The organism is Mycobacterium sp. NGS61 (assembly GCF_059812325.1).
In genome coordinates this window covers 1-23,772 of sequence record NZ_JCALCL010000013.1, presented here as the reverse complement: position 1 = coordinate 23,772, position 23,772 = coordinate 1, and the positions used below count along the sequence as shown (strand labels likewise).

At 67.6% G+C, this 23,772-nt stretch carries 26 protein-coding genes; 8 read left to right on the top strand and 18 right to left on the bottom strand.

All coding sequences use genetic code 11. From position 1 onward, the window contains the following. The first annotated feature begins 129 nt into the window (after positions 1 to 129). Positions 130 to 1,506 (top strand): DUF349 domain-containing protein, encoded by a 1,377-nt coding sequence (locus tag AC5Y3Z_RS21985; protein WP_473140087.1) that lies wholly within the window; start codon positions 130 to 132, stop codon positions 1,504 to 1,506. Here AC5Y3Z_RS21985 and AC5Y3Z_RS21980 read toward each other — a convergent pair. Genes AC5Y3Z_RS21980 through recA form a run of 4 tightly spaced genes read right to left on the bottom strand, consistent with a single transcriptional unit; the run spans position 1,503 to position 5,216 of the window. Next, positions 1,503 to 2,102 carry an Rv2732c family membrane protein gene (locus tag AC5Y3Z_RS21980; protein WP_463826915.1) on the bottom strand — a complete coding sequence of 200 codons (600 nt, stop codon included), beginning with the start codon at positions 2,100 to 2,102 and terminating at the stop codon, positions 1,503 to 1,505. The genes AC5Y3Z_RS21985 and AC5Y3Z_RS21980 overlap by 4 nt on opposite strands. An 11-nt stretch (positions 2,103 to 2,113) precedes the next feature. After that, on the bottom strand, positions 2,114 to 3,637 hold the full coding sequence (gene miaB / locus AC5Y3Z_RS21975) for a tRNA (N6-isopentenyl adenosine(37)-C2)-methylthiotransferase MiaB (RefSeq protein WP_473140068.1): 1,524 nt from the start codon (positions 3,635 to 3,637) through the stop codon (positions 2,114 to 2,116). Between the two features lie 54 nt (positions 3,638 to 3,691). After that, a complete protein-coding gene (recX, locus tag AC5Y3Z_RS21970) occupies positions 3,692 to 4,210 on the bottom strand; it encodes a recombination regulator RecX (RefSeq protein WP_473140069.1) in 519 nt (172 codons plus the stop codon). Beyond that, a complete protein-coding gene (recA, locus tag AC5Y3Z_RS21965; RefSeq protein ID WP_463826918.1) occupies positions 4,176 to 5,216 on the bottom strand; it encodes a recombinase RecA in 1,041 nt (346 codons plus the stop codon). Before recA ends, recX begins: the two co-directional genes overlap by 35 nt. A 179-nt stretch (positions 5,217 to 5,395) precedes the next feature. Here recA and AC5Y3Z_RS21960 point away from each other — a divergent pair, with 179 nt between their 5' ends. After that, the gene (locus AC5Y3Z_RS21960) at positions 5,396 to 6,040 is read left to right on the top strand and encodes a (2Fe-2S)-binding protein (RefSeq protein ID WP_473140070.1); all 645 of its coding nucleotides are present in this window, start codon (positions 5,396 to 5,398) and stop codon (positions 6,038 to 6,040) included. Between the two features lie 139 nt (positions 6,041 to 6,179). On the opposite strand, the gene AC5Y3Z_RS21955 is transcribed toward AC5Y3Z_RS21960, so the two are convergent. After that, positions 6,180 to 6,374: a DUF3046 domain-containing protein gene (locus tag AC5Y3Z_RS21955; protein ID WP_473140071.1), complete on the bottom strand. Its 195-nt coding sequence runs from the start codon at positions 6,372 to 6,374 to the stop codon at positions 6,180 to 6,182. A gap of 21 nt (positions 6,375 to 6,395) precedes the next feature. Beyond that, positions 6,396 to 7,556, bottom strand: a complete 1,161-nt coding sequence (locus AC5Y3Z_RS21950) for a glycosyltransferase (RefSeq protein ID WP_463826921.1) — start codon at positions 7,554 to 7,556, stop codon at positions 6,396 to 6,398. 43 nt (positions 7,557 to 7,599) lie between these two features. Between AC5Y3Z_RS21950 and AC5Y3Z_RS21945 the strand changes: the two genes are divergently transcribed. Further along, positions 7,600 to 8,046 (top strand): limonene-1,2-epoxide hydrolase family protein, encoded by a 447-nt coding sequence (locus AC5Y3Z_RS21945; RefSeq protein ID WP_463826922.1) that lies wholly within the window; start codon positions 7,600 to 7,602, stop codon positions 8,044 to 8,046. A gap of 7 nt (positions 8,047 to 8,053) precedes the next feature. On the opposite strand, the gene pspM is transcribed toward AC5Y3Z_RS21945, so the two are convergent. The 4 genes from pspM to pgsA form a co-directional block, all read right to left on the bottom strand. Further along, positions 8,054 to 8,878, bottom strand: coding sequence for a phage shock envelope stress response protein PspM (pspM, locus tag AC5Y3Z_RS21940; RefSeq protein ID WP_463826923.1), 825 nt, complete (start codon positions 8,876 to 8,878; stop codon positions 8,054 to 8,056). A 12-nt stretch (positions 8,879 to 8,890) separates the two neighbouring features. Then, the gene (gene pspA / locus AC5Y3Z_RS21935) at positions 8,891 to 9,712 is read right to left on the bottom strand and encodes a phage shock protein PspA (RefSeq protein ID WP_463826924.1); all 822 of its coding nucleotides are present in this window, start codon (positions 9,710 to 9,712) and stop codon (positions 8,891 to 8,893) included. Positions 9,713 to 9,823: 111 nt separating this feature from the next. Beyond that, entirely contained in the window at positions 9,824 to 10,144 is a 321-nt protein-coding gene (gene clgR / locus AC5Y3Z_RS21930; protein WP_463827168.1) for a transcriptional regulator ClgR, read from the bottom strand. A gap of 95 nt (positions 10,145 to 10,239) precedes the next feature. Next, positions 10,240 to 10,836 carry a CDP-diacylglycerol--glycerol-3-phosphate 3-phosphatidyltransferase gene (gene pgsA / locus AC5Y3Z_RS21925; protein ID WP_463826925.1) on the bottom strand — a complete coding sequence of 199 codons (597 nt, stop codon included), beginning with the start codon at positions 10,834 to 10,836 and terminating at the stop codon, positions 10,240 to 10,242. 58 nt (positions 10,837 to 10,894) lie between these two features. Here pgsA and AC5Y3Z_RS21920 point away from each other — a divergent pair, with 58 nt between their 5' ends. Further along, positions 10,895 to 11,419 (top strand): amino-acid N-acetyltransferase, encoded by a 525-nt coding sequence (locus tag AC5Y3Z_RS21920; protein ID WP_463826926.1) that lies wholly within the window; start codon positions 10,895 to 10,897, stop codon positions 11,417 to 11,419. Positions 11,420 to 11,432: 13 nt separating this feature from the next. On the opposite strand, the gene AC5Y3Z_RS21915 is transcribed toward AC5Y3Z_RS21920, so the two are convergent. Then, the gene (locus AC5Y3Z_RS21915) at positions 11,433 to 13,961 is read right to left on the bottom strand and encodes an FtsK/SpoIIIE family DNA translocase (RefSeq protein ID WP_473140072.1); all 2,529 of its coding nucleotides are present in this window, start codon (positions 13,959 to 13,961) and stop codon (positions 11,433 to 11,435) included. Between the two features lie 178 nt (positions 13,962 to 14,139). Here AC5Y3Z_RS21915 and AC5Y3Z_RS21910 point away from each other — a divergent pair, with 178 nt between their 5' ends. From AC5Y3Z_RS21910 to AC5Y3Z_RS21900, 3 genes are read left to right on the top strand one after another with little or no spacing between them, the layout of a single operon-like run. After that, complete coding sequence (locus AC5Y3Z_RS21910) at positions 14,140 to 14,454, top strand: putative quinol monooxygenase (RefSeq protein ID WP_463826928.1); 315 nt, start codon at positions 14,140 to 14,142, stop codon at positions 14,452 to 14,454. Next, positions 14,451 to 15,272: a mycofactocin-coupled SDR family oxidoreductase gene (locus tag AC5Y3Z_RS21905; protein ID WP_473140088.1), complete on the top strand. Its 822-nt coding sequence runs from the start codon at positions 14,451 to 14,453 to the stop codon at positions 15,270 to 15,272. The genes AC5Y3Z_RS21910 and AC5Y3Z_RS21905 overlap by 4 nt, the downstream gene beginning before the upstream one ends. 4 nt (positions 15,273 to 15,276) lie before the next feature. Next, positions 15,277 to 16,149 (top strand): SAM-dependent methyltransferase, encoded by an 873-nt coding sequence (locus AC5Y3Z_RS21900; RefSeq protein WP_473140073.1) that lies wholly within the window; start codon positions 15,277 to 15,279, stop codon positions 16,147 to 16,149. Positions 16,150 to 16,192: 43 nt separating this feature from the next. Here the strand turns inward: AC5Y3Z_RS21900 and AC5Y3Z_RS21895 are convergent, their stop codons facing one another. The 3 genes from AC5Y3Z_RS21895 to thyX form a co-directional block, all read right to left on the bottom strand. Further along, a complete protein-coding gene (locus AC5Y3Z_RS21895) occupies positions 16,193 to 17,869 on the bottom strand; it encodes a ribonuclease J (RefSeq protein ID WP_473140074.1) in 1,677 nt (558 codons plus the stop codon). A gap of 7 nt (positions 17,870 to 17,876) precedes the next feature. Beyond that, on the bottom strand, positions 17,877 to 18,779 hold the full coding sequence (gene dapA / locus AC5Y3Z_RS21890) for a 4-hydroxy-tetrahydrodipicolinate synthase (RefSeq protein ID WP_473140075.1): 903 nt from the start codon (positions 18,777 to 18,779) through the stop codon (positions 17,877 to 17,879). Positions 18,780 to 19,053: 274 nt separating this feature from the next. Next, entirely contained in the window at positions 19,054 to 19,806 is a 753-nt protein-coding gene (gene thyX / locus AC5Y3Z_RS21885) for an FAD-dependent thymidylate synthase (RefSeq protein WP_473140076.1), read from the bottom strand. 71 nt (positions 19,807 to 19,877) lie between these two features. Here thyX and AC5Y3Z_RS21880 point away from each other — a divergent pair, with 71 nt between their 5' ends. Further along, positions 19,878 to 20,054: a hypothetical protein gene (locus AC5Y3Z_RS21880; protein ID WP_473140077.1), complete on the top strand. Its 177-nt coding sequence runs from the start codon at positions 19,878 to 19,880 to the stop codon at positions 20,052 to 20,054. Between the two features lie 184 nt (positions 20,055 to 20,238). On the opposite strand, the gene AC5Y3Z_RS21875 is transcribed toward AC5Y3Z_RS21880, so the two are convergent. The 4 genes from AC5Y3Z_RS21875 to AC5Y3Z_RS21860 all read right to left on the bottom strand — a co-directional run bounded on the left by AC5Y3Z_RS21875 (position 20,239) and on the right by AC5Y3Z_RS21860 (position 23,601). Continuing rightward, on the bottom strand, positions 20,239 to 21,450 hold the full coding sequence (locus AC5Y3Z_RS21875; RefSeq protein WP_473140089.1) for a winged helix-turn-helix domain-containing protein: 1,212 nt from the start codon (positions 21,448 to 21,450) through the stop codon (positions 20,239 to 20,241). Between the two features lie 61 nt (positions 21,451 to 21,511). Then, entirely contained in the window at positions 21,512 to 22,258 is a 747-nt protein-coding gene (locus AC5Y3Z_RS21870; protein ID WP_473140078.1) for an ATP synthase subunit B family protein, read from the bottom strand. Positions 22,259 to 22,324: 66 nt separating this feature from the next. Beyond that, positions 22,325 to 22,804: a dihydrofolate reductase gene (locus AC5Y3Z_RS21865; protein ID WP_463826935.1), complete on the bottom strand. Its 480-nt coding sequence runs from the start codon at positions 22,802 to 22,804 to the stop codon at positions 22,325 to 22,327. Next, the gene (locus AC5Y3Z_RS21860) at positions 22,801 to 23,601 is read right to left on the bottom strand and encodes a thymidylate synthase (protein ID WP_463826936.1); all 801 of its coding nucleotides are present in this window, start codon (positions 23,599 to 23,601) and stop codon (positions 22,801 to 22,803) included. Before AC5Y3Z_RS21860 ends, AC5Y3Z_RS21865 begins: the two co-directional genes overlap by 4 nt. Between the last annotated feature and the right edge of the window lie 171 nt (positions 23,602 to 23,772).

Sequence of the window (23,772 nt, the reverse complement as noted above, 5' to 3'; positions counted from 1 at the left end):
AACTGCTTCAATACTTGTGGGAAACCGGTCGGCACCGCACCAGAACTGCCGACCGTCGAGGTGCCGCTGCGCGCGGCCGCTGCGCGGGAAGTCGACCGCGCGATCGGAGAAGGACAGGTGACGAGCACAATGACGGGTGACCAGCCCGGTAGCAATGACTCCGCGGAGTCGATCAATCCGACCGCGAAGCCGGTGCCCGCACCTCGTCCGGGGCCTCGCCCCGGACCGGGCCCCCGTCCCGGCGTACCCGGCCCCGGGCCCCGCCCGTCGGCGGCTCACCTGGTCAAGGCCCCGCACAGTGACCCGCACAAATTCGGCCGCGTCGACGACGACGGCACCGTGTGGCTGGTCACCGGCTCCGGTGAGCGCGTCGTGGGATCCTGGCAGGCCGGCGACCGCGAGGCGGCGTTTGCCCACTTCGGCCGGCGGTTCGACGACCTCAGCACCGAAGTCACCCTGATGGAAGAGCGGTTGGTGTCGGGCACGGGAGATCCGCGCAAGATCAACGCCAACGCCGCGGCGCTGGCCGCGACCTTGCCGACCGCGGCGGTGCTGGGCGACATCGACGCGCTGGAACGCCGGTTGTCCGACATCCAGGCCCGTATCGACGTCTATGTCACCGCGCACCGTTCCCGACGCGAGGAGCACCGGGCCGCGCAGACCGCCCGCAAGGAGGCGCTGGCCGCCGAGGCCGAGGATCTGGCTGCGAACTCCACGCATTGGAAGGTGGCCGGCGACCGGCTGCGGGCCATCCTCGACGAGTGGAAGACCATCAGCGGACTCGACCGCAAGGTCGACGACGCGCTGTGGAAGCGCTACTCCGCGGCCCGCGAGACGTTCAACCGGCGGCGCGGGTCCCATTTCGCCGAACTGGACCGGGAGCGTTCGGGGGTGCGCCAGGCCAAGGAGCGGCTGTGCGAACGCGCCGAGGCGTTGTCGGATTCGACGGACTGGGGCACCACCAGCGCGGAGTTCCGCAAGCTGCTGACCGAATGGAAGACGGCCGGCCGGGCCAGCAAAGACGTCGACGACGCCCTGTGGCGCCGCTTCAAGGCCGCGCAGGACTCGTTCTTCACAGCGCGCAATGCCGCCACCGCGGAAAAGGACGCGGAGTTCCGCGCCAACGCCGCGGCCAAAGAGGCGCTGCTGGCTGAAGCCGAGAAGATCGACCCGAGCAACCAGGACGCCGCCCGGGCCGCGCTGCGCACGATCGGAGACAAGTGGGACGCGATCGGCAAGGTGCCCCGGGAGCGGTCCGCCGATTTGGAGCGACGGCTGCGCGCGGTGGAGAAGAAGGTTCGCGACGCCGGTGAGTCCAATCGCGCCGATCCGCAGGCTCAGGCGCGCGCCGAGCAGTTCCGGTCGCGCGCCGAGCAGTACGAACAGCAGGTCGCCAAGGCTGCGGCGGCCGGAAAGACCAAGGAAGCCGAGGAAGCCAAAGCGAACGCCGAACAATGGCGGCAGTGGGCGGACGCGGCTGCGAAGGCGCTGACCCGGCGGTCCTAGCGGTCGCCGGGGTCGGCCGGTGGCTCGTCGGGCTGCAGGCCGTCCAGCAGGGTCTTGGATTGATGTTGGGCCACAACGCGGCGACGTTCTTCCTCGGCGGCCAACTGCACCACGGTGCGCTGCCACACCACCCGGGCCCAGTGGAACGTCAGCACGATCACCGTCAGCCACGAGACGAACAACCCGACGCCCGGACCGGGGTGGCCGGCCGGCACGGTCTGCCGCGACCAGACGGCCAGCAATCCGGTGCCGCTGGCCAGTGCAGATCCGGCCAGCGCCACCCACGCCACCGCCCAGCGCCGGGTCAGCAACGCCAGCATGGAAAACCCGACGCCGAACACCAGCGTCAACCAGACGAAAACCCGCAATGGCAGCGCCACGGCGGCCCCCGGTGCGTCGTGGGTGTTGAACAGCATGTCCCAGCCGCGCACGCTGCCGGTGTGCGGCAGCACGAACGACCCCAACAGCACGAAAACCAGGATCGCCACGGCCAAAGCTCGCGCGCCGGGGTCGATTTCACGGGCGACGCGCCGTTCAGCCGCCTCGATCTCGGACCGGTAGGCGTCGAAATCCGCGCCGTCCGCTTTTCTGCTCATGCCTTCCGAGCCTATCCGCCGCACCCGATTGGCTGGGTTGCGGCGGCGGGCTGCCCGACGGCGGGCATCCCCAGACCGACGCCGCGACGGCCCTGGCCGGCGGCGTGCGCGTCGCCGGCCCGGGTACGGCGGTGGGTCAAGATGCCGGCGTCGGCGATGAGGTGATGCGGTGCGGCGTCGGTGACTTGCACGATGATGATGTCGCCGGGACGGATCCGCGCGTCACCGGCGGCGAAATGCACCAGTCGCCCGTCGCGGGCGCGGCCACTCATGCGCGCAGTGCTGGCGTCCTTGCGCCCCTCACCGGTGGCGACCAGCAACTCGACCGGCTGGCCGACCAGCGCCCGGTTGTGCTCGAGAGAGATGCGTTCCTGCAGTTCGACGAGCCGCTCGTACCGCTCCTGCACCACGGCTTTGGGCAGCTGGTCGGCGAGCGCCGCGGCCGGCGTGCCGGGGCGCTGGGAGTACTGAAAAGTGAACGCGGCCGCAAAGCGCGCCTGCCGCACCACGTCGAGGGTGGCCGCGAAGTCCTCCTCGGTCTCACCGGGAAAACCCACGATCAGGTCGGTGGTGATGGCCGCGTGCGGCATGGCCGCTCGGACGCGTTCGATGATGCCCAGGTAGCGCTCGGCGCGGTAGGACCGACGCATCGCCCGCAGGACGCGGTCCGACCCGGACTGCAGCGGCATGTGCAGCGCCGGGCAGACGTTCGGCGTCTGCGCCATCGCCTCGATCACGTCGTCGGTGAACTCGGCCGGGTGCGGCGAGGTGAACCGGACGCGTTCCAGACCGTCGATGTGGCCGCAGGCCCGCAACAGGTCGGCGAAAGCGCCGCGGTTGCGGGGTAGTGCGGGATCGGCGAACGAAACGCCGTAGGCATTCACGTTCTGGCCCAGCAGCGTGATTTCGAGCACGCCGGTGTCCACCAGCGACCGCACCTCGGCCAGGATGTCGGCCGGGCTGCGGTCGACTTCCTTGCCCCGCAACGACGGGACGATGCAGAACGTGCAACTGTTGTTGCACCCGACGGAGATGGAAACCCAAGCGGCATAAGCGGATTCGCGGGCGCTGGGCAGCGACGACGGAAACTCCTGCAGGGCCTCGGCGATCTCCACCTGGGCGGCGTTGTTGTGCCGGGCCCGTTCCAGCAACGTGGGCAGCGAGCCGATGTTGTGGGTGCCGAAGACGACATCGACCCACGGTGCCCGGCGAAGCACCAGGTCGCGGTCCTTCTGGGCCAGACAGCCGCCGACCGCGATCTGCATGTCGGGGTTGCTGCGCTTGCGCGGGGCGAGGTGGCTGAGGTTGCCGTAGAGCTTGTTGTCGGCGTTCTCCCGGACGGCGCAGGTGTTGAACACGACGATGTCGGCATCGGTCCCGTCTGCTGCGCGCCGGTAGCCGGCCGCCTCCAGCAGGCCCGCCAGGCGTTCGGAGTCGTGGACGTTCATCTGGCAGCCGTAGGTGCGGACCTGGTAAGTGCGCGCCGACAGCGGCGCAGCGTCGCCCGCCACGTCCGGAGCCACCGTCGAAGTCACTGGGCCATGGTACTGGCGGTCGGCACGCCGGTGCCGTGTCGGCCGTCTTCACCCCTACACCTGGCGCCGCTCCCGTTCCGCAGCCATCTCGCCCAACACCACCTCGCACGCCACCGCCTGGCTGTACCCGCGCCGGGCCAGGATCGCGATCAACCTGCGCGTCACCTTGGTGTCGTCTTCGCCCAGCTCCTCCCGGCGCAGGCGAGTGCGCACCAGTTGCTCGGCTCGGGCCCGCTCAGAGCTGGCATCGATCCCGGCCAGCACGGTGCTGATCACCTCGTTGTCCACCCCTCGGGTGTGCAACTCGGCAGCCAGCGCGCGCTTGCTCTTGCCCGCGTTCGCCCGCCGCGACCGCACCCACTGCTCGGCGAAATCCTCGTCGTCCACTAGCCCGACGGCAGCCAACCGATCCAGAACCCGTTTGCTGACATCGTCGGGATAGCCCTTTTGGGCCAGCTTCCCGGCCAATTCGGCCCGGGTGCGCGCCCGTGCGGTGAGCAGGCGCAGGCACAGCGCCCGCGCCTGCTCATCGCGACGCTCAGAAGTCGACGGGGGCGGGCAGGACGCCGTCATCAGTCACCACTGCGCCAATGCCGAGTTTTTCCTTGATCTTCTTCTCGATCTCGTTGGCCACTTCGGCGTTCTCCAACAAGAAGGTGCGGGCGTTTTCCTTGCCCTGGCCAAGCTGTTCGCCCTCGTAGGTGAACCAGGAGCCGGACTTGCGGATGAAGCCCTGATCAACACCCATGTCGATCAGCGAGCCTTCCCGGCTGATTCCCCGGCCGTAGAGAATGTCGAACTCGGCCTGCTTGAACGGCGGCGACACCTTGTTCTTGACGACCTTGACCCGGGTGCGGTTGCCGACCGCGTTGGTCCCGTCCTTGAGCGTCTCGATCCGACGCACGTCCATCCGCACCGACGCGTAGAACTTCAGCGCCTTACCGCCGGTGGTGGTCTCTGGACTGCCGAACATCACTCCGATCTTTTCCCGCAACTGGTTGATGAAGATCGCGGTAGTGCCCGAATTATTCAGTGCGCCAGTCATTTTCCGCAGCGCTTGGCTCATCAGCCGGGCCTGCAGTCCGACGTGACTGTCGCCCATCTCGCCCTCGAGCTCGGCGCGTGGAACCAGGGCCGCCACCGAGTCGATGACCACGATGTCCAGCGCGCCCGAACGGATCAGCATGTCGGCGATCTCGAGGGCCTGCTCACCGGTGTCCGGCTGGCTGACCAGCAGGGAATCGGTGTCGACGCCGAGTTTCTTGGCGTAATCCGGATCCAGCGCGTGTTCGGCGTCGATGAACGCCGCGACACCCCCGGCGGCCTGGGCGTTGGCCACCGCGTGCAGCGCCACAGTGGTCTTACCCGAGGATTCCGGGCCATAGATCTCGATGACCCGGCCACGCGGCAACCCGCCGATGCCCAGTGCGACGTCCAGCGCGATGGATCCGGTGGGAATCACCGATATCGGCTGGCGCACCTCGTCACCGAGGCGCATCACCGAGCCTTTGCCGTAACTCTTCTCGATCTGGGCCATCGCCAGTTCGAGAGCCTTCTCGCGGTCAGGGGCTTGTGCCATGGTGCCTCTCCTGTAGTCGGTGTTCGGTGACCGGGATCGGTCGGTTGGCTGTGACACTAGAGAAGGCCACCGACAAGTCGAGATCACCGAATGTCACCCACAGTAGCCGAACACCTGTTCGACTCAAGTTCGACACGCGGTGTATGGCAATATCGCCGGAAAGACACCCGCAAAGACACATGGACATCTCCGCACCGCTCGTCGAAATCTCCGCGTATGGCGGTTTTTTCGCAGTCACAGTGGGCGGCGACCCGGCGGGATGGCATCCGGTGACCGCGTCCTATGCCGACGGCTTCGCCGACCTGATCGACGCCACCAACGCCCGCCTGGCCAGCTCCGAGCCGCGCATCGGTGCTTCCCTGGTGCAGCTCGGCCACGCCGCCCGGCTGTGGTCCCCGGTGCTGGCCTGCGTACTCGCCCACGGCGTCCTGCCCGACCTGAGCGACCTGCAGCGAGCCGACGACGGCGCACAGTTACGGCTGCCCGCCCCCGCCGGCGAACCCGTCGCGCCGTCCCCGGAACTCCTGTATCGCGTCGTCGTGCAGGACCACATGGAGCGGTTCGCGGCCGGACTGGACATCAACCTGGCGCCCGGCCTGCTCTACGGCAACATCGCATCCGCGCTCACCGGCACCGCCCGCATGCTGCTCGCGGCGCGGCCAGACCTGCGCGACACGATCGCGCGTACCACTGGTGAGCTGTTGGACACTGGCGCACTGGTCGGAGCAGGCCAGATCAGCGACAACCTGGGCTTCCGGCGCAACAGCTGTTGCCTCTACTACCGCCTGCCCGGCGGCGGGAAGTGCGGCGACTGCGGCATCTAGTCCATCGGGACTGCGGTGCGCAGCGCAACGAGCCTGTACTGGCGGCGGGATTTTCGGCCAACCGGCGTCCTCAGTACAGGCTCGACGCCACCAGTACAGGCTCGGCGCCACCACAGCCTCGACGCCAAGGGCGAGACGATCACCACTGGTCGCGGGGCACGTCGAAGTCGGCGCACAACGCCCGCCACACGTCGCGCGGCTCGACGCCGTCCTCGATCGCCTGCCCGGCGGTCCGGCCACCGAAACCACTCAGCACGTGATCAGCCAGCACCGACGACCCATAAGCCGCACCGAAGCGCAGCACCACCCGCTCGTTGAACTCCGTCAGCCGCACGCAGCCAAAATACCCAGCCAGTCACCCGGCCAAAGCTTCCCGGCACACCCGCACCGGATCGGCCACCCCGGCAACGCTGCCGGCGGCCCGCTGGGCTGCCGCGCGATACCCGGGCGAGGACAGCACCTTGCCCACCGCGGCCACCAGCGATTCGGCGGTCAGGGGACGAATCAGTTCACCACTGCCCTGGCGCACCACCCGATTGGCCATCTCCCACTGATCGCCACCGCCCGGCACCACCACCAGCGGCACCCCGGCCAACAGCGTCTTGGCCACCAATCCGTGACCACCGCCGCCGATCACCACATCGGCATGCGTCAGCAGTTCGTCCTGGCGCCCCAACCCCACCACCGCCCACGGTGGCACCGTCAGCTCGTCGCCGCCGAGCCGCGACACCGCCAGCCGGGCACCGGACGGCAGCGTCTCCCCCGGTTTCAGGCATTCCAGCGCCAGCTCCGCCAGCCCGACGGTGCCGGTGGCCGCGGTCGACGGCGCGATCATCACCACCGGTCCCGGCCCCGGCGGGACGTCTAGCACCTGGTCGGTCGGCTCGAAGTGCAACGGCCCCACCACGACGGCCTCGGCCGGCCAGTCCGGGCGCGGTACTTCCAGGGCGGGCAGCGTGGCGATGAGCCGCCGCACCGGGCCGGGATCGCGCGCCGGCAACCCGATGTCGACCCGAACCGCGGCGCGTTGACGCAGACCCGCCCGCACGGAACGGGCCGTCAGCTGCCGCATCACGGTGTCGCGCAGGCGGCCGCGCAGCCCCACCCCAGGCGCCAGTCCGCTGCCGATCGGCGGCAGTCCTCTGGACGGCAGGTACAGCGGATGCGGACACAGCTCGACCCAGGGAATCCCGAGCAGTTCGGCGGCCAGCCCGCCTCCGGAGGTGATGACGTCGGAAACCACTAGATCCGGCCCCAGCTGACGCAACGTCGGCGCGATCAGCACCGCCATCCGCGCAGCTCGGCGATGAATTCTGGCTCCGGCGTCGACATCCTCGTCGGTGGCCGTCAACCCGTCCAACTCGACAGCGTCGACGCCGACGTTGCGGGCCGCTTCCAGCCATTCCACCCCGGTGAACAACGTGGGTGTGTCACCGGCGGCCAGGAAGCGTTGGCACAGCGCGATCGCGGGAAACGAGTGTCCGGGGTCCGGCCCGGCGACCACGGCGACGCGCATCGGCCCTACCCTGCCACAGCGGCACTCGCCTAGGCTGGCAACCATGACTGAGCTGACTCAGACGGACGACAAGACCCGGACAGACGACAACATCCGCACAGTGGAGGGATTTCTGTACGCCCTGCAGGATGAGGATTTCGACACTGCGGAGGCCGCCCTGGCCGACGACCTGCTCTACGAGAACGTCGGCTACTCAAAGATCCGCGGCGGACGCACAGTGGGCAAGATGTTCCGCAAGATGCAAGGCCGGATCGGCTTCGAGGTGAAGTTCCACCGGGTGGCGGCAGACGGAAACGCGGTACTCACCGAGCGCACCGACGCGCTGATCTTCGGTCCGCTGCGGCTGCAATTCTGGGTGTGCGGGATCTTCGAGGTGCACGACGGCCGGATCACGCTGTGGCGGGACTATTTCGACAGCTTCGACTTCCTCAAGGCGATCGTGCGCGGGCTGGTCGGAGTCGTCATCCCGTCCCTGCGCAAAACGCTGTAAGAGGTCCCTACTGGGCCTTTCTGAGACCGCCGAGTTCGTCGAAAGCCTGCGCCCACCCGAGTAACCGGTCGGTGGCGCCGACGAGCTCGTCGCGGTATCGCTGCTGGGTGAGCATCACCACGCCGCCGCCGTTGTCGCCGTTGGCCGACGAGACCAGATGCGCCGCCGCGGTCACCATCTCGTTGTATTGGCGGACACCGGCGCCCAGCTGTGCGGTATAGGCGTTGATGGTCGGCACCAGGTATGAGCGCGAGGACGCCGACGAATGCGCGGCGCGTTCCATCGACACCACCTCGGCCGCGGTGGCCGCCATTGCCGCCGAGCTACGTTTCGCCGCGTCGGTCAGGTCCCCGATTTCCTCGGCCGGCAGCATTGCGCCGCGCTCGATCACCCCGAGCAGCGAGAAGAATCCCCGTTCGGAGGCACCCAGCGCATACATCGCCGGGCGCGCCGCCGAACCGGACGGCGGCAGTCGTCGCACGCCGGCCGGTCGCTGCGCGGGAAGGGGCTCGGCTTTCAACCATCGGTAGCGGAAGAACAGCAGCGTCGCCGGAATCACCATCAGCACCGCCACGGCGCCGGTGATCTGCAGCAGCAGCGCAAACCAGCCCCACGCCGCCAGCACCGCGGTCACCAGCCCCCAGAACGCCACTCCGGCGGTGAAGATCCAGGCCCAGCGCAGCGCGCGTCGACGCCGCCGCAGCTGGCGCGCGCGGGGGTCGGAGATGGCGGTGACCTTTCTGGCCAGCAGGTCGGTCGCGTCGGCGAGGGTGTCGAATCCACGCTGCAGCAATCCCCGCCACAACCCGCGCTGATTCGACCTCGCCACCATCAGTCCACTCTCCTACTGGCCGAAGGGTTTCTCGGGAACCGCGCCGCCGGTCTCGGTCACCGGCTTGGTGGTGTTGATCCCCGGCGCGGCCGCGCCGCCGGCCGGCAGCGCATCGCCGCGCATCGAGGCGCGGATCTGCTCCAGCCGGGAATGCCCGGCCATCTGGACGCCCGCCTGCTCGACCTCGAGCATCCGGCCCTGCACCGAGCTCTGCGCCAGTTCGGCCGAACCGACCGCGTTGGCGTAGCGCCGCTCGATCTTGTCGCGGACCTCGTCGAGGCTCGGGGTGTTGCCCGGCGCGGCGAGATCGCTCATCGAGCGCAGCGACGCGCTCACCTGCTCCTGCATCTTGGCCTGCTCGAGCTGGCTGAGCAGCTTGGTGCGTTCGGCGATCTTCTGCTGCAGCACCATCGCGTTGCGTTCGACGGCCTTCTTGGCCTGTCCGGCCGCCTGCAGGGCTTGGTCGTGCAGGGTCTTGAGGTCCTCGACGCTCTGCTCGGCGGTGACCAGCTGGGCAGCGAACGCCTCTGCCGCGTTGTTGTACTCGGTCGCCTTGGCGGCATCTCCGCTGGCGACGGCCTGGTCCGCCAGGGTCAGCGCCTGACGCACGTTGACCTGCAGCTTCTCGATGTCCGCCAGCTGCCGGTTCAACCGCATCTCCAGCTGGCGCTGATTGCCGATCACCTGCGCGGCCTGCTGGGTCAGCGCCTGGTGGGTGCGCTGGGCCTCCTCGATGGCCTGCTGAATCTGCACCTTGGGGTCGGCGTGCTCGTCGATCTTGGAGTTGAACAACGCCATGACGTATTTCCACGCTTTGACGAACGGATTGGCCATCGGTGAGCTCCGCCTTCGCTTCTTGTGTGCCGGTTGGGCCGCAACGCTACCCTTGCCGCTCAACTTAGTAGGTGAGCGCGCTCAGCCCCACCCTCAGTGCCGCTGCAGCACTCAGGCCACGGCCAGCCGGGCAACCGGCGGAATGACCACCTTGGTGCCGGCGTCGATGCCCGGAATCGCGCTGCGGGCGGCACGGTCCTCACCAGCCAGCCGCTCGCCGGCGTCGATGAGGACTTGCGACAGCGGGACCTGCAGCGCTTCACAGATCGCGGTCAGCAGTTCGCTGGACGGCTCTTTGCGGCCGCGTTCGACTTCGGAGAGATACCCGAGGCTGACCCGCGCCGAATCGGACACCTCGCGCAGCGTGCGGCCCTGTGCCGTCCGGGCTCCCCGCAGCACGTCGCCAATGACCTCGCGCACCAGTGCCGCCATTGCGCTCTCCTTCATCCGCCGGATCCCCCAAAAAACATGGGACTTCAGGTCAACGCAGCTGCGGGCGGCGATGGTTCCCGGCGACGCGCTGAAATCTAGGCTGCGGGTTTGGTGTGCCGGATTTCGCGGACCGTCGAAGCCACGTAGTCGATGCCGGTCACCACCGTCAACAGGATCGCCAGTCCCATCACCACCTGCGCCGCCGTGTGCAGGAAACCTGACAACGGCAGGACGAACAATCCGATCGCCACCGCTTGGACCAGTGTTTTCACCTTGCCGCCCCAGCTGGCGGGAATGACCCCACGCCGGATGACGGCCAGCCGCAACACGGTGATCGCGATTTCACGGCTCATGATCAGCACGGTGATCCACCATGGCAGCTCGCCCAGCATCGACAGACCGATCAGCGCCGCGCCGATCAGGGTCTTGTCCGCGATCGGATCGATGAAGGCGCCGAATTCCGTCGCCATCCCGTAATTGCGGGCCAGCTGGCCGTCAAACCGATCGGTGATGCAGGCGACGGCGAAAATCGCCCACGCGACGATCCGCGCGTAGGTGTGGTGACCGTCGCCGTAGAACAAGGCGTACAAGAAGATCGGGACCAATACCAGGCGGAGCAGCGTGAGCACATTGGCCAGGTTGGCAATGCTGGCAGGACCAGCTATCTCACCGGTTTCCGGCTGCCCCGACACGGCAACAGAATAGCTGTTGACCAGCTCAAGCGAACCTCGACGTCGATACTGTGGCGGCGTGAACGAAAGTCGACCGGATTCTGGGCCGGTGGTGCGGCGCGCGCGCACGTCCGATGTGCCCGCGATCAAACAACTCGTCGACACTTATTCCGGACGCATCCTGCTGGAAAAGAATCTCGTCACGCTCTATGAGGCCGTCCAGGAATTCTGGGTCGCCGAACACCCTGACGGTTCCGGCAAGGTCGTGGGCTGCGGAGCATTGCATGTGCTGTGGTCCGACCTCGGCGAAATCCGGACCGTGGCGGTCGATCCCGCGCTGACCGGCCACGGCATCGGGCACGCGATCGTCGCGCAGCTTCTGGAAGTCGCGCGCGAGCTGGAGTTGCGGCGACTCTTCGTGCTGACCTTCGAGACCGAATTCTTCAGCCGGCACGGATTTACCGAGATCGAGGGCACTCCGGTCACCGCCGAGGTATTCGAGGAGATGTGCCGCTCTTATGACATCGGTGTCGCCGAGTTCCTCGACCTGAGCTACGTCAAACCCAACACGCTGGGGAACTCCCGCATGCTGCTGGTCTTGTAGGCGCGCGAGCGGCCTATTCGGATCCGTCGGCGTTGCTGCCGCCCCGGATCAAGGCCAGCGTGCCGGCCAGCTCGTCGGGCTTGACCAGCACCTCGCGCGCCTTGGACCCCTCGGACGGCCCGACGATGCCGCGGGTCTCCATCAGGTCCATCAGCCGGCCGGCCTTGGCGAAGCCGACCCGCAGCTTGCGCTGCAGCATGGACGTCGAGCCGAACTGGCTGGATACCACCAGCTCCACGGCCTGCAGGAACACGTCCATGTCGTCGCCGATGTCGGGGTCCACGTCGGTGCGTTCGCCGGTGGACTTGGCGGCGGTAACGCCCTCGGTGTATTCGGGTTCGGCCTGGTCCTTGCAGGCTGCGACGACGGCTTGGATCTCTTCGTCGCTGATGTAGGCGCCCTGCAGGCGCACCGGTTTGCTCGCACCCATGGGCAGGAACAACCCGTCGCCCATGCCGATGAGTTTCTCGGCGCCGGCCTGGTCCAGGATCACCCGGCTGTCGGTCAGTGAGGAGGTGGCGAACGCCAGCCGCGACGGCACGTTGGTCTTGATCAGCCCCGTGACGACGTCGACGGACGGGCGCTGGGTGGCCAGCACCAGGTGGATGCCGGCCGCGCGCGCCTTCTGGGTGATCCGCACGATCGCGTCCTCCACGTCGCGTGGTGCGGTCATCATCAGGTCGGCCAGCTCGTCGACGATCGCCAGCACGTAGGGGTAGGGCCGGTACTCCCGCTGGCTGCCCAGTGGGGTGGTGATCGCACCGGAACGCACCTTGGCGTTGAAGTCGTCGATGTGGCGCACCCGGGACGCCTGCATGTCCTGGTAGCGCTGCTCCATCTCCTCGACCAGCCACGCCAACGCCGCCGCCGCCTTCTTCGGCTGGGTGATGATCGGGGTGATCAGGTGCGGAATGCCTTCGTAGGGCGTCAGCTCCACCATCTTCGGGTCGATCAGGATCATCCTGACTTCTTCCGGGGTGGCCCGGGTCAGCAGCGAGACCAACATCGAGTTGACGAAGCTGGACTTGCCCGATCCGGTGGACCCGGCGACCAGCAGGTGCGGCATCTTGGCCAGGTTGGCCGAGATGAAGTCACCTTCGATGTCCTTGCCCAGCCCGATCACCAGCGGGTGGTGGTCACGCCGGGTCGACGGTGCGGTCAGGACGTCGGACAGGCGCACCATTTCGCGGTCGGTGTTGGGCACCTCGATGCCGACCGCGGACTTGCCGGGGATCGGGGCCAGCATGCGGACGCTTTCGGTGGCCACCGCGTAGGCGATGTTCTTCTGCAGTGCGGTGATCTTCTCCACCTTGACCCCGGGGCCCAGTTCGACCTCGTAGCGGGTGACGGTGGGACCGCGGGTGCAGCCGGTGACGGCTGCGTCGACCTTGAACTGGGTCAGCACGTCCCCGATGGCGTCGGACATGTGCGTGTTGGCGGCACTGCGTTTTTTCGGCGGGTCGCCGGCCACGAGCAGCTCGAGCGACGGCAGGGTGTAGGGGCCCTCGACAACCCGGTCCAGTACCTCGGTGTCGCGTTTCGCGGCCTTGGCACTTTTCCGGCGGGGTTCCGGAACGGTCGGCGTGTCGTCGGCGACCGGCTCGGCCGGTACCGGTTCCTTGGCTGACGGCCACGCCCTCGGCACGTCATCGATCGACTGGTCGTAATAGCCGTCGGAGAAGTCCTCGGCCGGTGTGACTTCCTCGGTGTCGGCGTCGTCCCCGGCGAAGTCCTGGTCGTCCTCGTCGTCGTACTCGTCGTAGTCGCGGTGAAACAGCCGGGTACCGAACATGTTTCGGAGCGCATCGGGTACTTCACGCATGGTGATGCCGGTCAGCAGCAACAGTCCGAACAGGGCACCGATGAACAGCAGCGGCGCCGCGATCCACGGCGTCAGGCCATCGGAGAGCGGGCCACCGATGGCGAACCCGACGAATCCCGCTGCCCGCCTGCGCATCTCGGGAAGCTCGGGCGATCCTGACCACAGGTGTCGCAATCCCAGGAACGACAGGGTGATCATGCTCGAGCCGAGAATGAGGCGGGGCCGCGCATCGGGGTCGGGCGCCGTGCGCATCAGCACGATCGCCACGGCGGCGGCGACCAGCGGCAGGAGCAGCACCGCCGAACCGATGAACATCCGCAGCCCCGCGTCCACCCACGCGCCAACCGGCCGGGCGGCGCCGAACCACGAACTGGCGGCGACGATTACGGCGACCGCGAACAGCGCGAGCGCGATGCCGTCGCGACGATGTCCGGGCTCGATATGGCGCGCTTGGCCGATCGAACGCGCCGCGCTCCCGGTGCCCCTGGCGGCCATCATCCAGGACGCGCGTGCCGCCCGGCCGCAAGTGAGCCCCGCCGAGACCAGCAGCGGCCGGTTACGGCGCCGCGCCGGCCTGGTCGCCCGCTTGACCGGCTTGTTCGGACGCTTCCTGGGCGCTTGGGACGGTGCGCCCGACCGGGCGTTTCGCGCACCAGCCCCGGAAGCCGCCTTTGACCTGGTCGTTCGGGCTCCGGAGCGGGCCGCGGTCTTACTAGCCATGCCCGCAAGCCTAGTCGCAAAAGTCTCATCTGCACCAACCGCCACACTAGTAACAAAAGCATCTCTGGCTGCCCTGCAGCTGTGCCCCGTTTCGTGACCAGGCGGGCTGAGTAGGGTGACAATCGGTCGCCGAGTTGCACCCGTCACATCCCGCCAGAGTCGTCAGGAGTCCCCAAGCATGCCCGTCGTCGTCGTCGCCACCCTCACCGTCAAGCCCGAATCGGTCGACACCGTCCGCGAGATCCTCACCACCGCGGTCGGCGAGGTGCACGACGAACCCGGCTGCCAGTTGTACTCGCTGCACCAGACTGGCGAGACCTTCGTGTTCGTGGAGCAGTGGGCCGATGAGGAAGCCCTCAAGACGCACAGCACGTCACCCGCCATCGGCAAGATGTTCAGCGCCGCGGGCGAGCACCTGGCCGGAGCGCCCGACATCAAGATGTTGCAGCCCGTTCCGGCCGGCGACCCCGATAAAGGGCAAATCCGCGCCTGATGCCCCGCCCGCTGGAGGGCCGAGTTGCCTTCATCACCGGCGCCGCACGTGGCCAGGGCCGCGCCCATGCGGTGCGACTGGCCGCTGACGGCGCAGACATCATCGCTGTCGACCTGTGCGATCAGATCGACAGCGTCCGCTATCCGCTGGGTTCCGCCGAAGAATTGGCGACCACTGCCCAGTTGGTCGAAGACACCGGCGCCGGAATCGTGGCACAGCAGGCCGATGTCCGGGACCGAGCCGCGCTGCAGGCCGCATTGCAGGCCGGCATCGACCGCTTCGGCCGGCTCGACATCGTCGTCGCCAACGCCGGTATCGCCCCGATGCAGTCCGGCGACGACGGGTGGCGCGACGTCATCGACGTCAACCTGACCGGCGTGTACTACACGATCGAGGTCGCGATACCGGCGCTGAAAATGCGGGAAGACGGCGGGTCGATCGTGTTGATCAGTTCGTCGGCGGGTCTGATCGGCGTGGCCAGCGCCGACGCCGGCGCGATCGGCTACGCGGCCGCCAAACACGGGCTGGTCGGTTTGATGCGGGTGTATGCCAATCTGCTTGCCCCGCACAATATTCGAGTGAATTCGATCCATCCGAGCGGGGTAGAAACGCCGATGATCAACAACGAGTTCACCCTGAAGTGGCTGGCGGATATGGCTTCGTCCGGATTTGCTGCGGGCGCCGGCAATGCGCTTCCCGTGCAGATCATGCAGCCCGAAGACATCGCCAACGCCGTGGCGTGGCTGGTATCTGACCAGGCTCGCTACATCACCGGCATTGCCATGCCGGTGGATGCGGGCTGCGTCAATAAGAGGTAGGCACATGTCCCGAAACTCCGCTGCACGCACTGCCTTTGGCCCCATGGTGCTGACGGCTGTCGAGCAGAACGAGCCTGCCGACCGCAGGTTGGTGGACGACGACCTCGCCGAACTCTTCTTACCGATACCGATGCGATTGCTCGTCGCCACCACCCGGTGGCCTGCCGTCCGTCGCGCGCTGATCCGCACGTCAGAACGGACCGGTCGCGGCCTGTGGGCCAATCTGGCCTGCCGCAAACGATTCATCGACGAGAAGCTGGACGAGGTGCGCGACCAGATCGACGCCGTGGTGGTGCTCGGCGCGGGCTTGGACACTCGTGCCTACCGACTGAACCGGCAGACTCGCAAACTCTTCTTCGAGGTGGACCTGCCGGTCAACATCGCCCGCAAAGCCAAGACGGTACGACGGGTGCTGGGCGAGCTGCCGCTCTCAGTTCGGTTGGTGGCGTTGAACTTCGAACGCGACGATCTGCTGACCGCGCTGGCCGAGCACGGCTACCTGCCCGACTACCGGGTGTTCTTCGTTTGGGAAGGCGTCACCCAGTACCTCACCGAGGACGCGGTGCGCACCACACTGAAGGGCCTGCGGCCGACGGCGCCGGGCAGTCGCCTGGTGTTCACCTATGTCCGTCGCGACTTCATCGACGGCACCGACCGATACGGCACCCGGACCTTGTACCGCTCGGTCCGCGGGCGAAAGCCATTGTGGCACTTCGGTCTTGAACCAGAGGAAGTGGCGCCGTTCCTGGCCGAGTACGGCTGGCGACTCAGGGAGCAACTCGGACCCGACGAACTCATGCAGCGCTATGTCGCGCCCACCGGGCGCAAGCTGAACACCTCGCAGGTCGAATGGTCGGCATACGCCGAGAAAATGTAGCGGACAGACCTCCGCCCCTGCTCGCCGAGCGTGGGCCCGAGCGTCAGACTTCGATGACCGTCGGCACGATCATCGGTTGGCGGCGGTAGGTCTCGCCCACCCATTTGCCGACGGTGCGGCGCACCCCCTGGGCGATCCGGATCGGGTCGACGACGTTGTTGGCGGCCAACGCTTCCAGTTCAGCTTCGACCTTGCGCACCACGGGTTCCAGCGCCTTCGGATCTTCGGAGAAACCGCGCGATTGCAGGTGCGGCGGCAACACCGGTACCGCGGTGCCGCGCTTGACGACGACGGTCACCGCGACGAAACCCTGGGCCAAGATCAGCCGCTCGCCCAGCGTGATGTCACCGACGTCGCCGGTGATCAAGCCGTCGACGAACATCTTCCCGACCGGCACCGCGCCCGCGATCCTGGCCTTGCCGGCCACCAGGTCGACACTGACGCCGTTCTCGGCCACCAGAATCGACTCCTCGGGCACCCCGGTGCTGGCGGCCAGCTTGGCGTTGGCCCGCAGGTGCCGCCAGGTTCCGTGCACCGGCATGACGTGGCGCGGACGTACCCCGTTGTAGAGGAACAGCAACTCCCCGGCGTAGGCGTGACCCGAAACATGCACGCGCGCTTGAGCATTGGTGACAACCCGGGCGCCGATCTTGGCCAGCGCGTCGATGACGCCGAACACCGCCTCCTCGTTGCCCGGGATCAGTGAGGACGACAGCACGATGAGGTCGCCCGCCGTCAGCGTGATGCTCCGGTGCTCGCCGCGCGACATCCGCGACAGCGCCGCCATCGGCTCGCCCTGGGTGCCGGTGGTGACCAACACCACCTGGTCGGGCGGCAGCATCTCGGCTGCCGCGATGTCGACCAGGTCGGAATCCGCGACGTTCAAGAACCCGAGATCGCGCGCGATCGCCATGTTACGCACCATGGACCGGCCGACGAACGACACCCGGCGGCCCAATGCCACTGCGGCATCGATGATCTGCTGCACCCGGTCAACGTTGGAGGCGAAACACGCCACGATGACCCGGCCGTCTGCACCGCGGATCAACCGGTGCAGGGTGGGGCCGATTTCGCTTTCCGACGGCCCGACCCCGGGGTGCTCGGCGTTGGTGGAATCGCACAGGAACAGATCCACACCGGCGTCGCCCAGTCGCGACATACCGGGCAGGTCGGTCGGGCGGCCGTCGAGCGGCAACTGGTCGAGCTTGATGTCACCGGTGTGCAGCACGGCGCCCGCACCGGTGTACACGGCGATGGCCAGCGCGTCGGGAATGGAGTGGTTGACGGCGAAGTATTCGCACTCGAACACGCCGTGCCGGCTGCTCTGGCCCTCTTTGACCTCGACGAACACCGGTTTGATGCGGTGCTCGCGGCACTTGGCAGACACCAGCGCCAGGGTGAACCTGGAGCCGACGACCGGGATGTCCGGGCGCAGCTTGAGTAGGAACGGAATCGCCCCGATGTGGTCCTCGTGGGCGTGGGTGAGCACCAACGCCTCGATGTCGTCCAGGCGGTCTTCGATGTGACGCAGATCGGGCAGGATCAGGTCGACACCCGGCTCATCATGGGTGGGGAACATGACCCCGCAGTCGATGATCAGCAGTCGACCCAAATGCTCGAAAACCGTCATGTTGCGGCCGATTTCGCTGATCCCGCCGAGCGCGGTGACCCGCAGTCCGCCCGCGGTCAGCGGACCGGGTGGAGCGAGTTCGGAGTTCACGCGCGGCTCACCGGAGCACGGATGCCGCACGCATATCGGCGGCGAGTGCGTCGAGTTGTTCCGGGGTGGCGGCGACCTGCGGCAACCGGGGGTCACCGGCGTCGATGCCCTGCAGACGCAGACCCGCTTTGGACAACGTCACCCCACCCAGCCGGGCCATCGCGTTGCACAGGGGTGCGACCGAGACGTTGATTTTGCGGGCGGTGGCGAGATCTCCAGAGTTAAACGCGGACAACAACTCTCGGAGTTGACCAGCGGCCAGATGCGAGATCACGCTGATGAAACCCGTCGCGCCCACGGCCAGCCAGGGCAGATTGAGGGCGTCGTCCCCGGAGTAGTAAGCCAACCCGGTCTCGGCGATGACCTGTCCCCCGCTGTGCAGGTCGGCCTTGGCGTCCTTGACCCCGACGATGTTCGGGTGCGACGCCAGCGCCCGCAATGTATCGGGGTCGATCGGCACGATTGAGCGCGGCGGAATGTCGTAGAGCACGATCGGCAGGTCGGTCGCGTCCGCGACGGCGGTGAAATGCGCCTTGAGCCCGCTCTGCGGCGGCCTGGAGTAATACGGGGTGACCACCAGCAGTCCGTGCGCACCTTCGGCCGCCGCGGCTTTGGCCAGCTTGATGCTGTGCGCGGTGTCATAGGTGCCCGCGCCGGCCACGATCCGTGCCCGGTCGCCCACCGCGTCCAGAACCACTCGCAGCAGCTCACGCTTCTCGTCGTCAGTGGTGGTCGGCGACTCGCCGGTGGTGCCTGAGACCACCAGACCGTCACAGCCCTGATCAACCAGGTGGGTTGCCACCCGGGCCGCAGCCTTGGTGTCCAGCGCGCCCTCGGCGTCAAACGGTGTCACCATCGCGGTCAGCAGGGTCCCCAGACGTGCCGGGGCGTCAAATCCGACGGTGCTCACGGTTCCCCAGATTACCTGGCTACGGCAAGCCGTTTGGCATTGCCGCGGACTCGGGCTTCGGTCACCCGGTCCGATGGCGACCTGCGCCTTCCCCCGCTGCGCGGACTCAGGCTTCAGTCACCCGGTCCGATGGCGACCTGCGCCTTCCCCCGCTGCGCGGACTCAGGCTTCGGTCGCCCAGTCCGATGGCGACCTGCGCCTTCCCCCGCTGCGCGGACTCAGGCTTCGGTCACCCGGTCCGATGGCGACCTGCGCCTTCCCCCGCTGCGCGGGCTCAGGCTTCGGTCGCGAAAGGACTGGTCGCAACTTCGGAGCCGTCCGCCAGGCTGGTCACCTCGAAGTCGGCGAACACCGCGGGCGCGACGTCGGCGAGTTGACGCAGGCACGCGATGGCCAGTCGGCGGATCTCCACGTCGGCGTGTTCGCTGGCCCGCATGGCGATGAAGTGCCGCCAGGCCCGATAGTTACCAGTCACCACGATGCGCGTCTCGGTGGCGTTCGGCAGTACCGCACGGGCAGCCTGGCGGGCCTGCTTGCGCCGCAGCACGGCGTTGGGTTGATCGGCGAACTTGGCTTCCAGCTTGGCCAGCAGCTCGGTGTAGGTGGCGCGGCTGGCGTCGGCTGCCGCGAGCAGGATCTCCCGCAGTTCGGGGTCGTCCTCCATCCCGGGCGGGACCACGATCTGCGACTCGGTTTCGGGCACGTAGCGCTGGGACAGCTGGGAGTAGGAGAAATGCCGGTGCCGGATCAGCTCATGGGTGCAGGACCGCGAGATCCCGGTGATGTAGAACGACACACTGGCGTGTTCGAGCACCGAGAAATGTCCGACGTCGATGATGTGCTTGATGTAGCCGGAGTTGGTCGCCGTCCGCGGATTGGGTTTGGACCAGCTCTGATAGCAAGCCCGGCCGGCGAACTCGACCAGCGCCGAGCCGCCTGGGCCGTCGGTCGTCCAGGGCACGTCCGGGGGCGCCAGGAAGTCGGTCTTGGCGATCAGTTGCACGCGGAGCGGTGCGGTCTGGGCCACGGCGCTCACCTTAACCCGCGGTACCGGTACCGGCGTCGGCCGGTTTGGGCAGGTTTTGCTCCACCGCGGGGATGAGTTGCTCGACCTGGTCGGCAGCGTGGTCAGCTCAACGCCGATTCGCCGAACGCCTCAAGCAACTCCCTCGTCAATCGCGCGACCTTCTCGTCGACGGCTTCTACAGCCTGTTCGACGACCGGCGTACCGCCGTACGGCCGGCCGTCTCGATCTCCGCCAACGGCTCCGACTGAAGAAACAACGGCATGTGTTGATAGACACATACCGTTGGCGAGAGCTGGGGCAGTCCCGCGCCACCAGCGATAGGCCACCCCAGGTGGCTGATCTCATCGTCGGTCGACGCGATGTGGGTAGCCGTCGCTTCGGCTTGCGAAAGTTCCAGCTGACCGCTCAGTTTCACCGTGTCGGTCCTGTTCATCAGCCCGACTGCCCGCAGGCCGTTTCCAGTTCAGCCGCCAGATCACCCCGATCGGCCACCGAGACCCCGCTCAAGCCCAACCACCTCGCCATCGACGCCAGCTCCCCGGCCAGCGCCCCCGCTACCCGCCGGCGATCGATCCCGGGCTCCCCAAACGCACCCAGCACCCGCAGCGCATCGGCGCCGCGGTCAGCCTTGAGGTCCACCCGCGCCACCAATTGACCGTCCAACAGCAAGGGCCACACGTAGTAGCCGTACTGCCGTTTGGCCGCCGGCGTGTAGATCTCGATGCGGTAGTGAAAGCCGAACAGCCGCTCCACCCGCGGCCGGAAGAAGATCAGCGGGTCGAACGGGCACAGCAACGCGGTGCCGCGGTCGTAGCGAGGCACCGAACGCGCCCGTAGGTATGCCGGTGCCGTCCAGCCGTCAACCTCCACCGGCTCGATCTCACCGTGGGCGACCAACTCGGCTACCGCCGGTTTGACCTGCTGCGCGGACAGCCGGAAGTAGTCGCGGATGTCGGCTTCGGTACCCACCCCCAGCGCGGTGGCCGCCCGCAGCACGAGTTCGCGGATGGCCTCGTCGTCGTCGACGTTGCGGGCCAGCACGTCGGCCGGCAACACGCGTTCCACCAGGTCGTAGTGCCGTGCGAATCCGACCCGGGTGGCCGTCGTCAACACCCCGGCGGCGAACAGCGCCTCGGCAACCCACTTGGTGTCGCTACGCCCCCACCAGGGTCCCCGCGCGCCGCGGGGTTCCGCTTCGAGATGCGTTTCGATCTCACCGGCGGTGCTGGGCCCGAGTTCGGCAACAGCGGCCAGGACGTCGTCGGCGAGTTGTGGGTTGGCTTTGACGATATGGACCCCCCACCGGCCGTGCCGGTATTGCCGCATCCGCCAGCGCATCAACGGCCAATCGTCCACCGCCATCAGCGCAGCTTCGTGCGCCCAGTATTCGGCGAACAGCCGTGCGCTTCGTGGCCCCCACGCGGCGCGATCCAGCACATCGCGGTCATAAGGTCCGAGCCGGCTGAACACCGGGGCGTAATGCGCGCGCACCGCCACCGACACGGAATCCAGCTGTAGCACCTGGATCCGCGAAATCAGCCGCCGCAGCTGCGCACGGGTGATGGGAGCCTGGGGCCGCGGTGTGCCGAATCCCTGCGCCGCCACGGCTATCCGCCTGGCCTGCGCGGTGGTCAGCCTGGGAATGCGGACCGACACCGCGCCGAGACTACCGGTTCGTTGCAGTCAACGGCCGTATTGCCGCCGGCTATCCCGCGGCGACTTTCCGGCCTGCTGCGCCGTTGGTGTCGGCCGAGTTGCCCTGTTCCCCGAATGCCACCTCGGCGTCGTGTGCCGCCTGCAGAGCAGCCGGAATCGATTCCAGGTCGCGGTAGACGCCCATCAGCTGCTCCAGCACCTTGATCCGCTGCCGGGCCGCCTCGACCACAGCGCGCCGGGCCTGCTCACGGTAATGATCGGCTTCCTGTTTGGTGTCGGCCAGGAGTTGGTCGCGCTCGCGTTGACTTTCCTGCCAGGCGTCGTCGATGGCCGATCGCGTCTCGGCGCGCATGGCGGCCAGTTCGGCCTCGAGGCGCTGCTTGGTCTCGGCGTACTCGGCTTCCATTTCCTGCTGCCGCGCGACCAGGCCCGCCACCAGCTCTTCGTGCTTGCGCCGCTCCGCTTCAGCCTCGGCCCGAGCCTCGGCAAGGAGCGCGTCGGCTTCGGCTTGCGCCTCGGCCTGCATCTGGGACACCTCGTCGACGGCACGGCGCAGCATCTTCGCCATCCGCTGCTGCACCGCGTGCGGCGAATCCGACGTTTCGATGAGCAGGTCGACCTCGTTGCGCAGCGCCGCCGCCTGCTCGCCGGATTCCGTCAACCGGGTCCGGAGACTCTCGACGTCGTCGCGCAACAGCTGCTGCCTGGTGGTCAGCGCCTCGATGTGCGCATCGACCGCGGCCGGGTCGTAGCCCCGGAACCTGCGGGCGAATGTCTTGACGGGTTCGGTCACCATTTGCATTCCCCCTTCTTCACTTCCCGGCCTACCGTGGCGACCACGTCAGACGCGGCGGGCCGGCAGTTACGGCCGTATATAGCTGTGGAACCGGTACCGCAGTCCTTCGCGGCTGACCAGCCATTCCCCCGTTGTACCCACCCACGCCTCGTCGAGCAGGGGGGCCAGCGCGTCTTCGTCGTCGCGCGGCAGTTCAATATCGACCTCGGTGACTTCACACCGGGTGGCCAGCGGCAACGCCAGCGCATAGATCTGCCCGCCGCCAATTATCCACGTGTCGTCTGCGGTCAACGCCTGGTCCAACGATCCCATCACTTGGGCACCGTCCGCGGTGAAGCCGGCCTGGCGGGACAGCACGATGTTGCGGCGCCCCGGCAACGGCCGCACCCGGGCGGGCAGCGAGTCCCAGGTATGCCGACCCATCACCACCGTGTGCCCCATCGTCAGCTGCTTGAACCGGGCCAGGTCCTCGGGCAGGCGCCACGGGATGTCGCCACCGCGGCCGATCACACCGGACGTGGATTGCGCCCAGACCAGGGCCGTCATACAGCTACAGGTGCTTTGATTGCGGGGTGCGGGTCGTAGTTCTCCACGACGACGTCGTCATAGGTGTAATCGAAGATCGAATTCCGTTGCTTCAGAACAAGTTTCGGATAGGGACGAGGTTCGCGACGCAGCTGCAGCGCCACCTGTTCGACGTGATTGTCGTAGATGTGGCAGTCTCCACCGGTCCAGACGAACTCACCGACCGCCAGTCCGGCCTGAGCGGCCATCATGTGGGTGAGCAGGGCGTAGCTGGCGATGTTGAACGGCACCCCGAGAAACAGGTCGGCGCTGCGCTGGTAGAGCTGGCAGCTCAGCCGGCCGTCGGCCACATAGAACTGGAAGAACGCGTGGCATGGCGGCAGCGCCATCTGCGGGATGTCGCCGACGTTCCAGGCCGAGACGATGATGCGCCGCGAGTCCGGATCGGTACGCAGCAACTCCAGCGCGGCACTGATCTGGTCGATGTACGCACCATCCGGCGTCGGCCAGGACCGCCACTGGACACCGTAGATCGGGCCGAGTTCTCCTGTGTCGCTTGCCCATTCGTCCCAAATGGTGACGCCGTGCTGGTGCAGCCAGCCGATGTTGGACTCACCGCGTAGGAACCACAGCAACTCATACACCACCGACTTGAAGTGCACCTTCTTGGTGGTGAGCAGCGGAAACCCGGCCGACAGGTCGTATCGCAGCTGCTGGCCGAACAGGCTGCGGGTCCCGGTACCGGTGCGGTCGGATTTGGCCGTCCCGGTCTCGAGGACTAGGCGCAACAGATCCTCGTAGGGCGTCGCAACAGGCACGCGGTCAGGATAGCGGCGATCGCAAGCGCGGCGAAGCCGGGCGCCGCGGGTCGACGCCATAGATGACGCGGCGATCGCAAGCGCGGCGAAGCCGGGCGCCGCGGGTCGACGCCATAGATGACGCGGCGATCGCAAGCGCGGCGAAGCCGGGCGCCGCGGGTCAACGCCATA

Bases quoted from the DNA above. Each gene is read 5' to 3' on its own strand.
- AC5Y3Z_RS21985 (WP_473140087.1), top strand. From the start codon at position 130: ATGACGGGTGACCAGCCCGGTAGCAATGACTCCGCGGAGTCGATCAAT.
- AC5Y3Z_RS21980 (WP_463826915.1), bottom strand. From the start codon at position 2,102: ATGAGCAGAAAAGCGGACGGCGCGGATTTCGACGCCTACCGGTCCGAG.
- recX (WP_473140069.1), bottom strand. From the start codon at position 4,210: ATGACGGCGTCCTGCCCGCCCCCGTCGACTTCTGAGCGTCGCGATGAG.
- recA (WP_463826918.1), bottom strand. From the start codon at position 5,216: ATGGCACAAGCCCCTGACCGCGAGAAGGCTCTCGAACTGGCGATGGCC.
- AC5Y3Z_RS21960 (WP_473140070.1), top strand. From the start codon at position 5,396: ATGGACATCTCCGCACCGCTCGTCGAAATCTCCGCGTATGGCGGTTTT.
- AC5Y3Z_RS21950 (WP_463826921.1), bottom strand. From the start codon at position 7,556: ATGCGCGTCGCCGTGGTCGCCGGGCCGGACCCCGGACACTCGTTTCCC.
- AC5Y3Z_RS21945 (WP_463826922.1), top strand. From the start codon at position 7,600: ATGACTGAGCTGACTCAGACGGACGACAAGACCCGGACAGACGACAAC.
- pspM (WP_463826923.1), bottom strand. From the start codon at position 8,878: ATGGTGGCGAGGTCGAATCAGCGCGGGTTGTGGCGGGGATTGCTGCAG.
- pspA (WP_463826924.1), bottom strand. From the start codon at position 9,712: ATGGCCAATCCGTTCGTCAAAGCGTGGAAATACGTCATGGCGTTGTTC.
- clgR (WP_463827168.1), bottom strand. From the start codon at position 10,144: ATGGCGGCACTGGTGCGCGAGGTCATTGGCGACGTGCTGCGGGGAGCC.
- AC5Y3Z_RS21915 (WP_473140072.1), bottom strand. From the start codon at position 13,961: ATGGCTAGTAAGACCGCGGCCCGCTCCGGAGCCCGAACGACCAGGTCA.
- AC5Y3Z_RS21910 (WP_463826928.1), top strand. From the start codon at position 14,140: ATGCCCGTCGTCGTCGTCGCCACCCTCACCGTCAAGCCCGAATCGGTC.
- AC5Y3Z_RS21900 (WP_473140073.1), top strand. From the start codon at position 15,277: ATGTCCCGAAACTCCGCTGCACGCACTGCCTTTGGCCCCATGGTGCTG.
- AC5Y3Z_RS21880 (WP_473140077.1), top strand. From the start codon at position 19,878: ATGAGTTGCTCGACCTGGTCGGCAGCGTGGTCAGCTCAACGCCGATTC.
- AC5Y3Z_RS21870 (WP_473140078.1), bottom strand. From the start codon at position 22,258: ATGGTGACCGAACCCGTCAAGACATTCGCCCGCAGGTTCCGGGGCTAC.
- AC5Y3Z_RS21865 (WP_463826935.1), bottom strand. From the start codon at position 22,804: ATGACGGCCCTGGTCTGGGCGCAATCCACGTCCGGTGTGATCGGCCGC.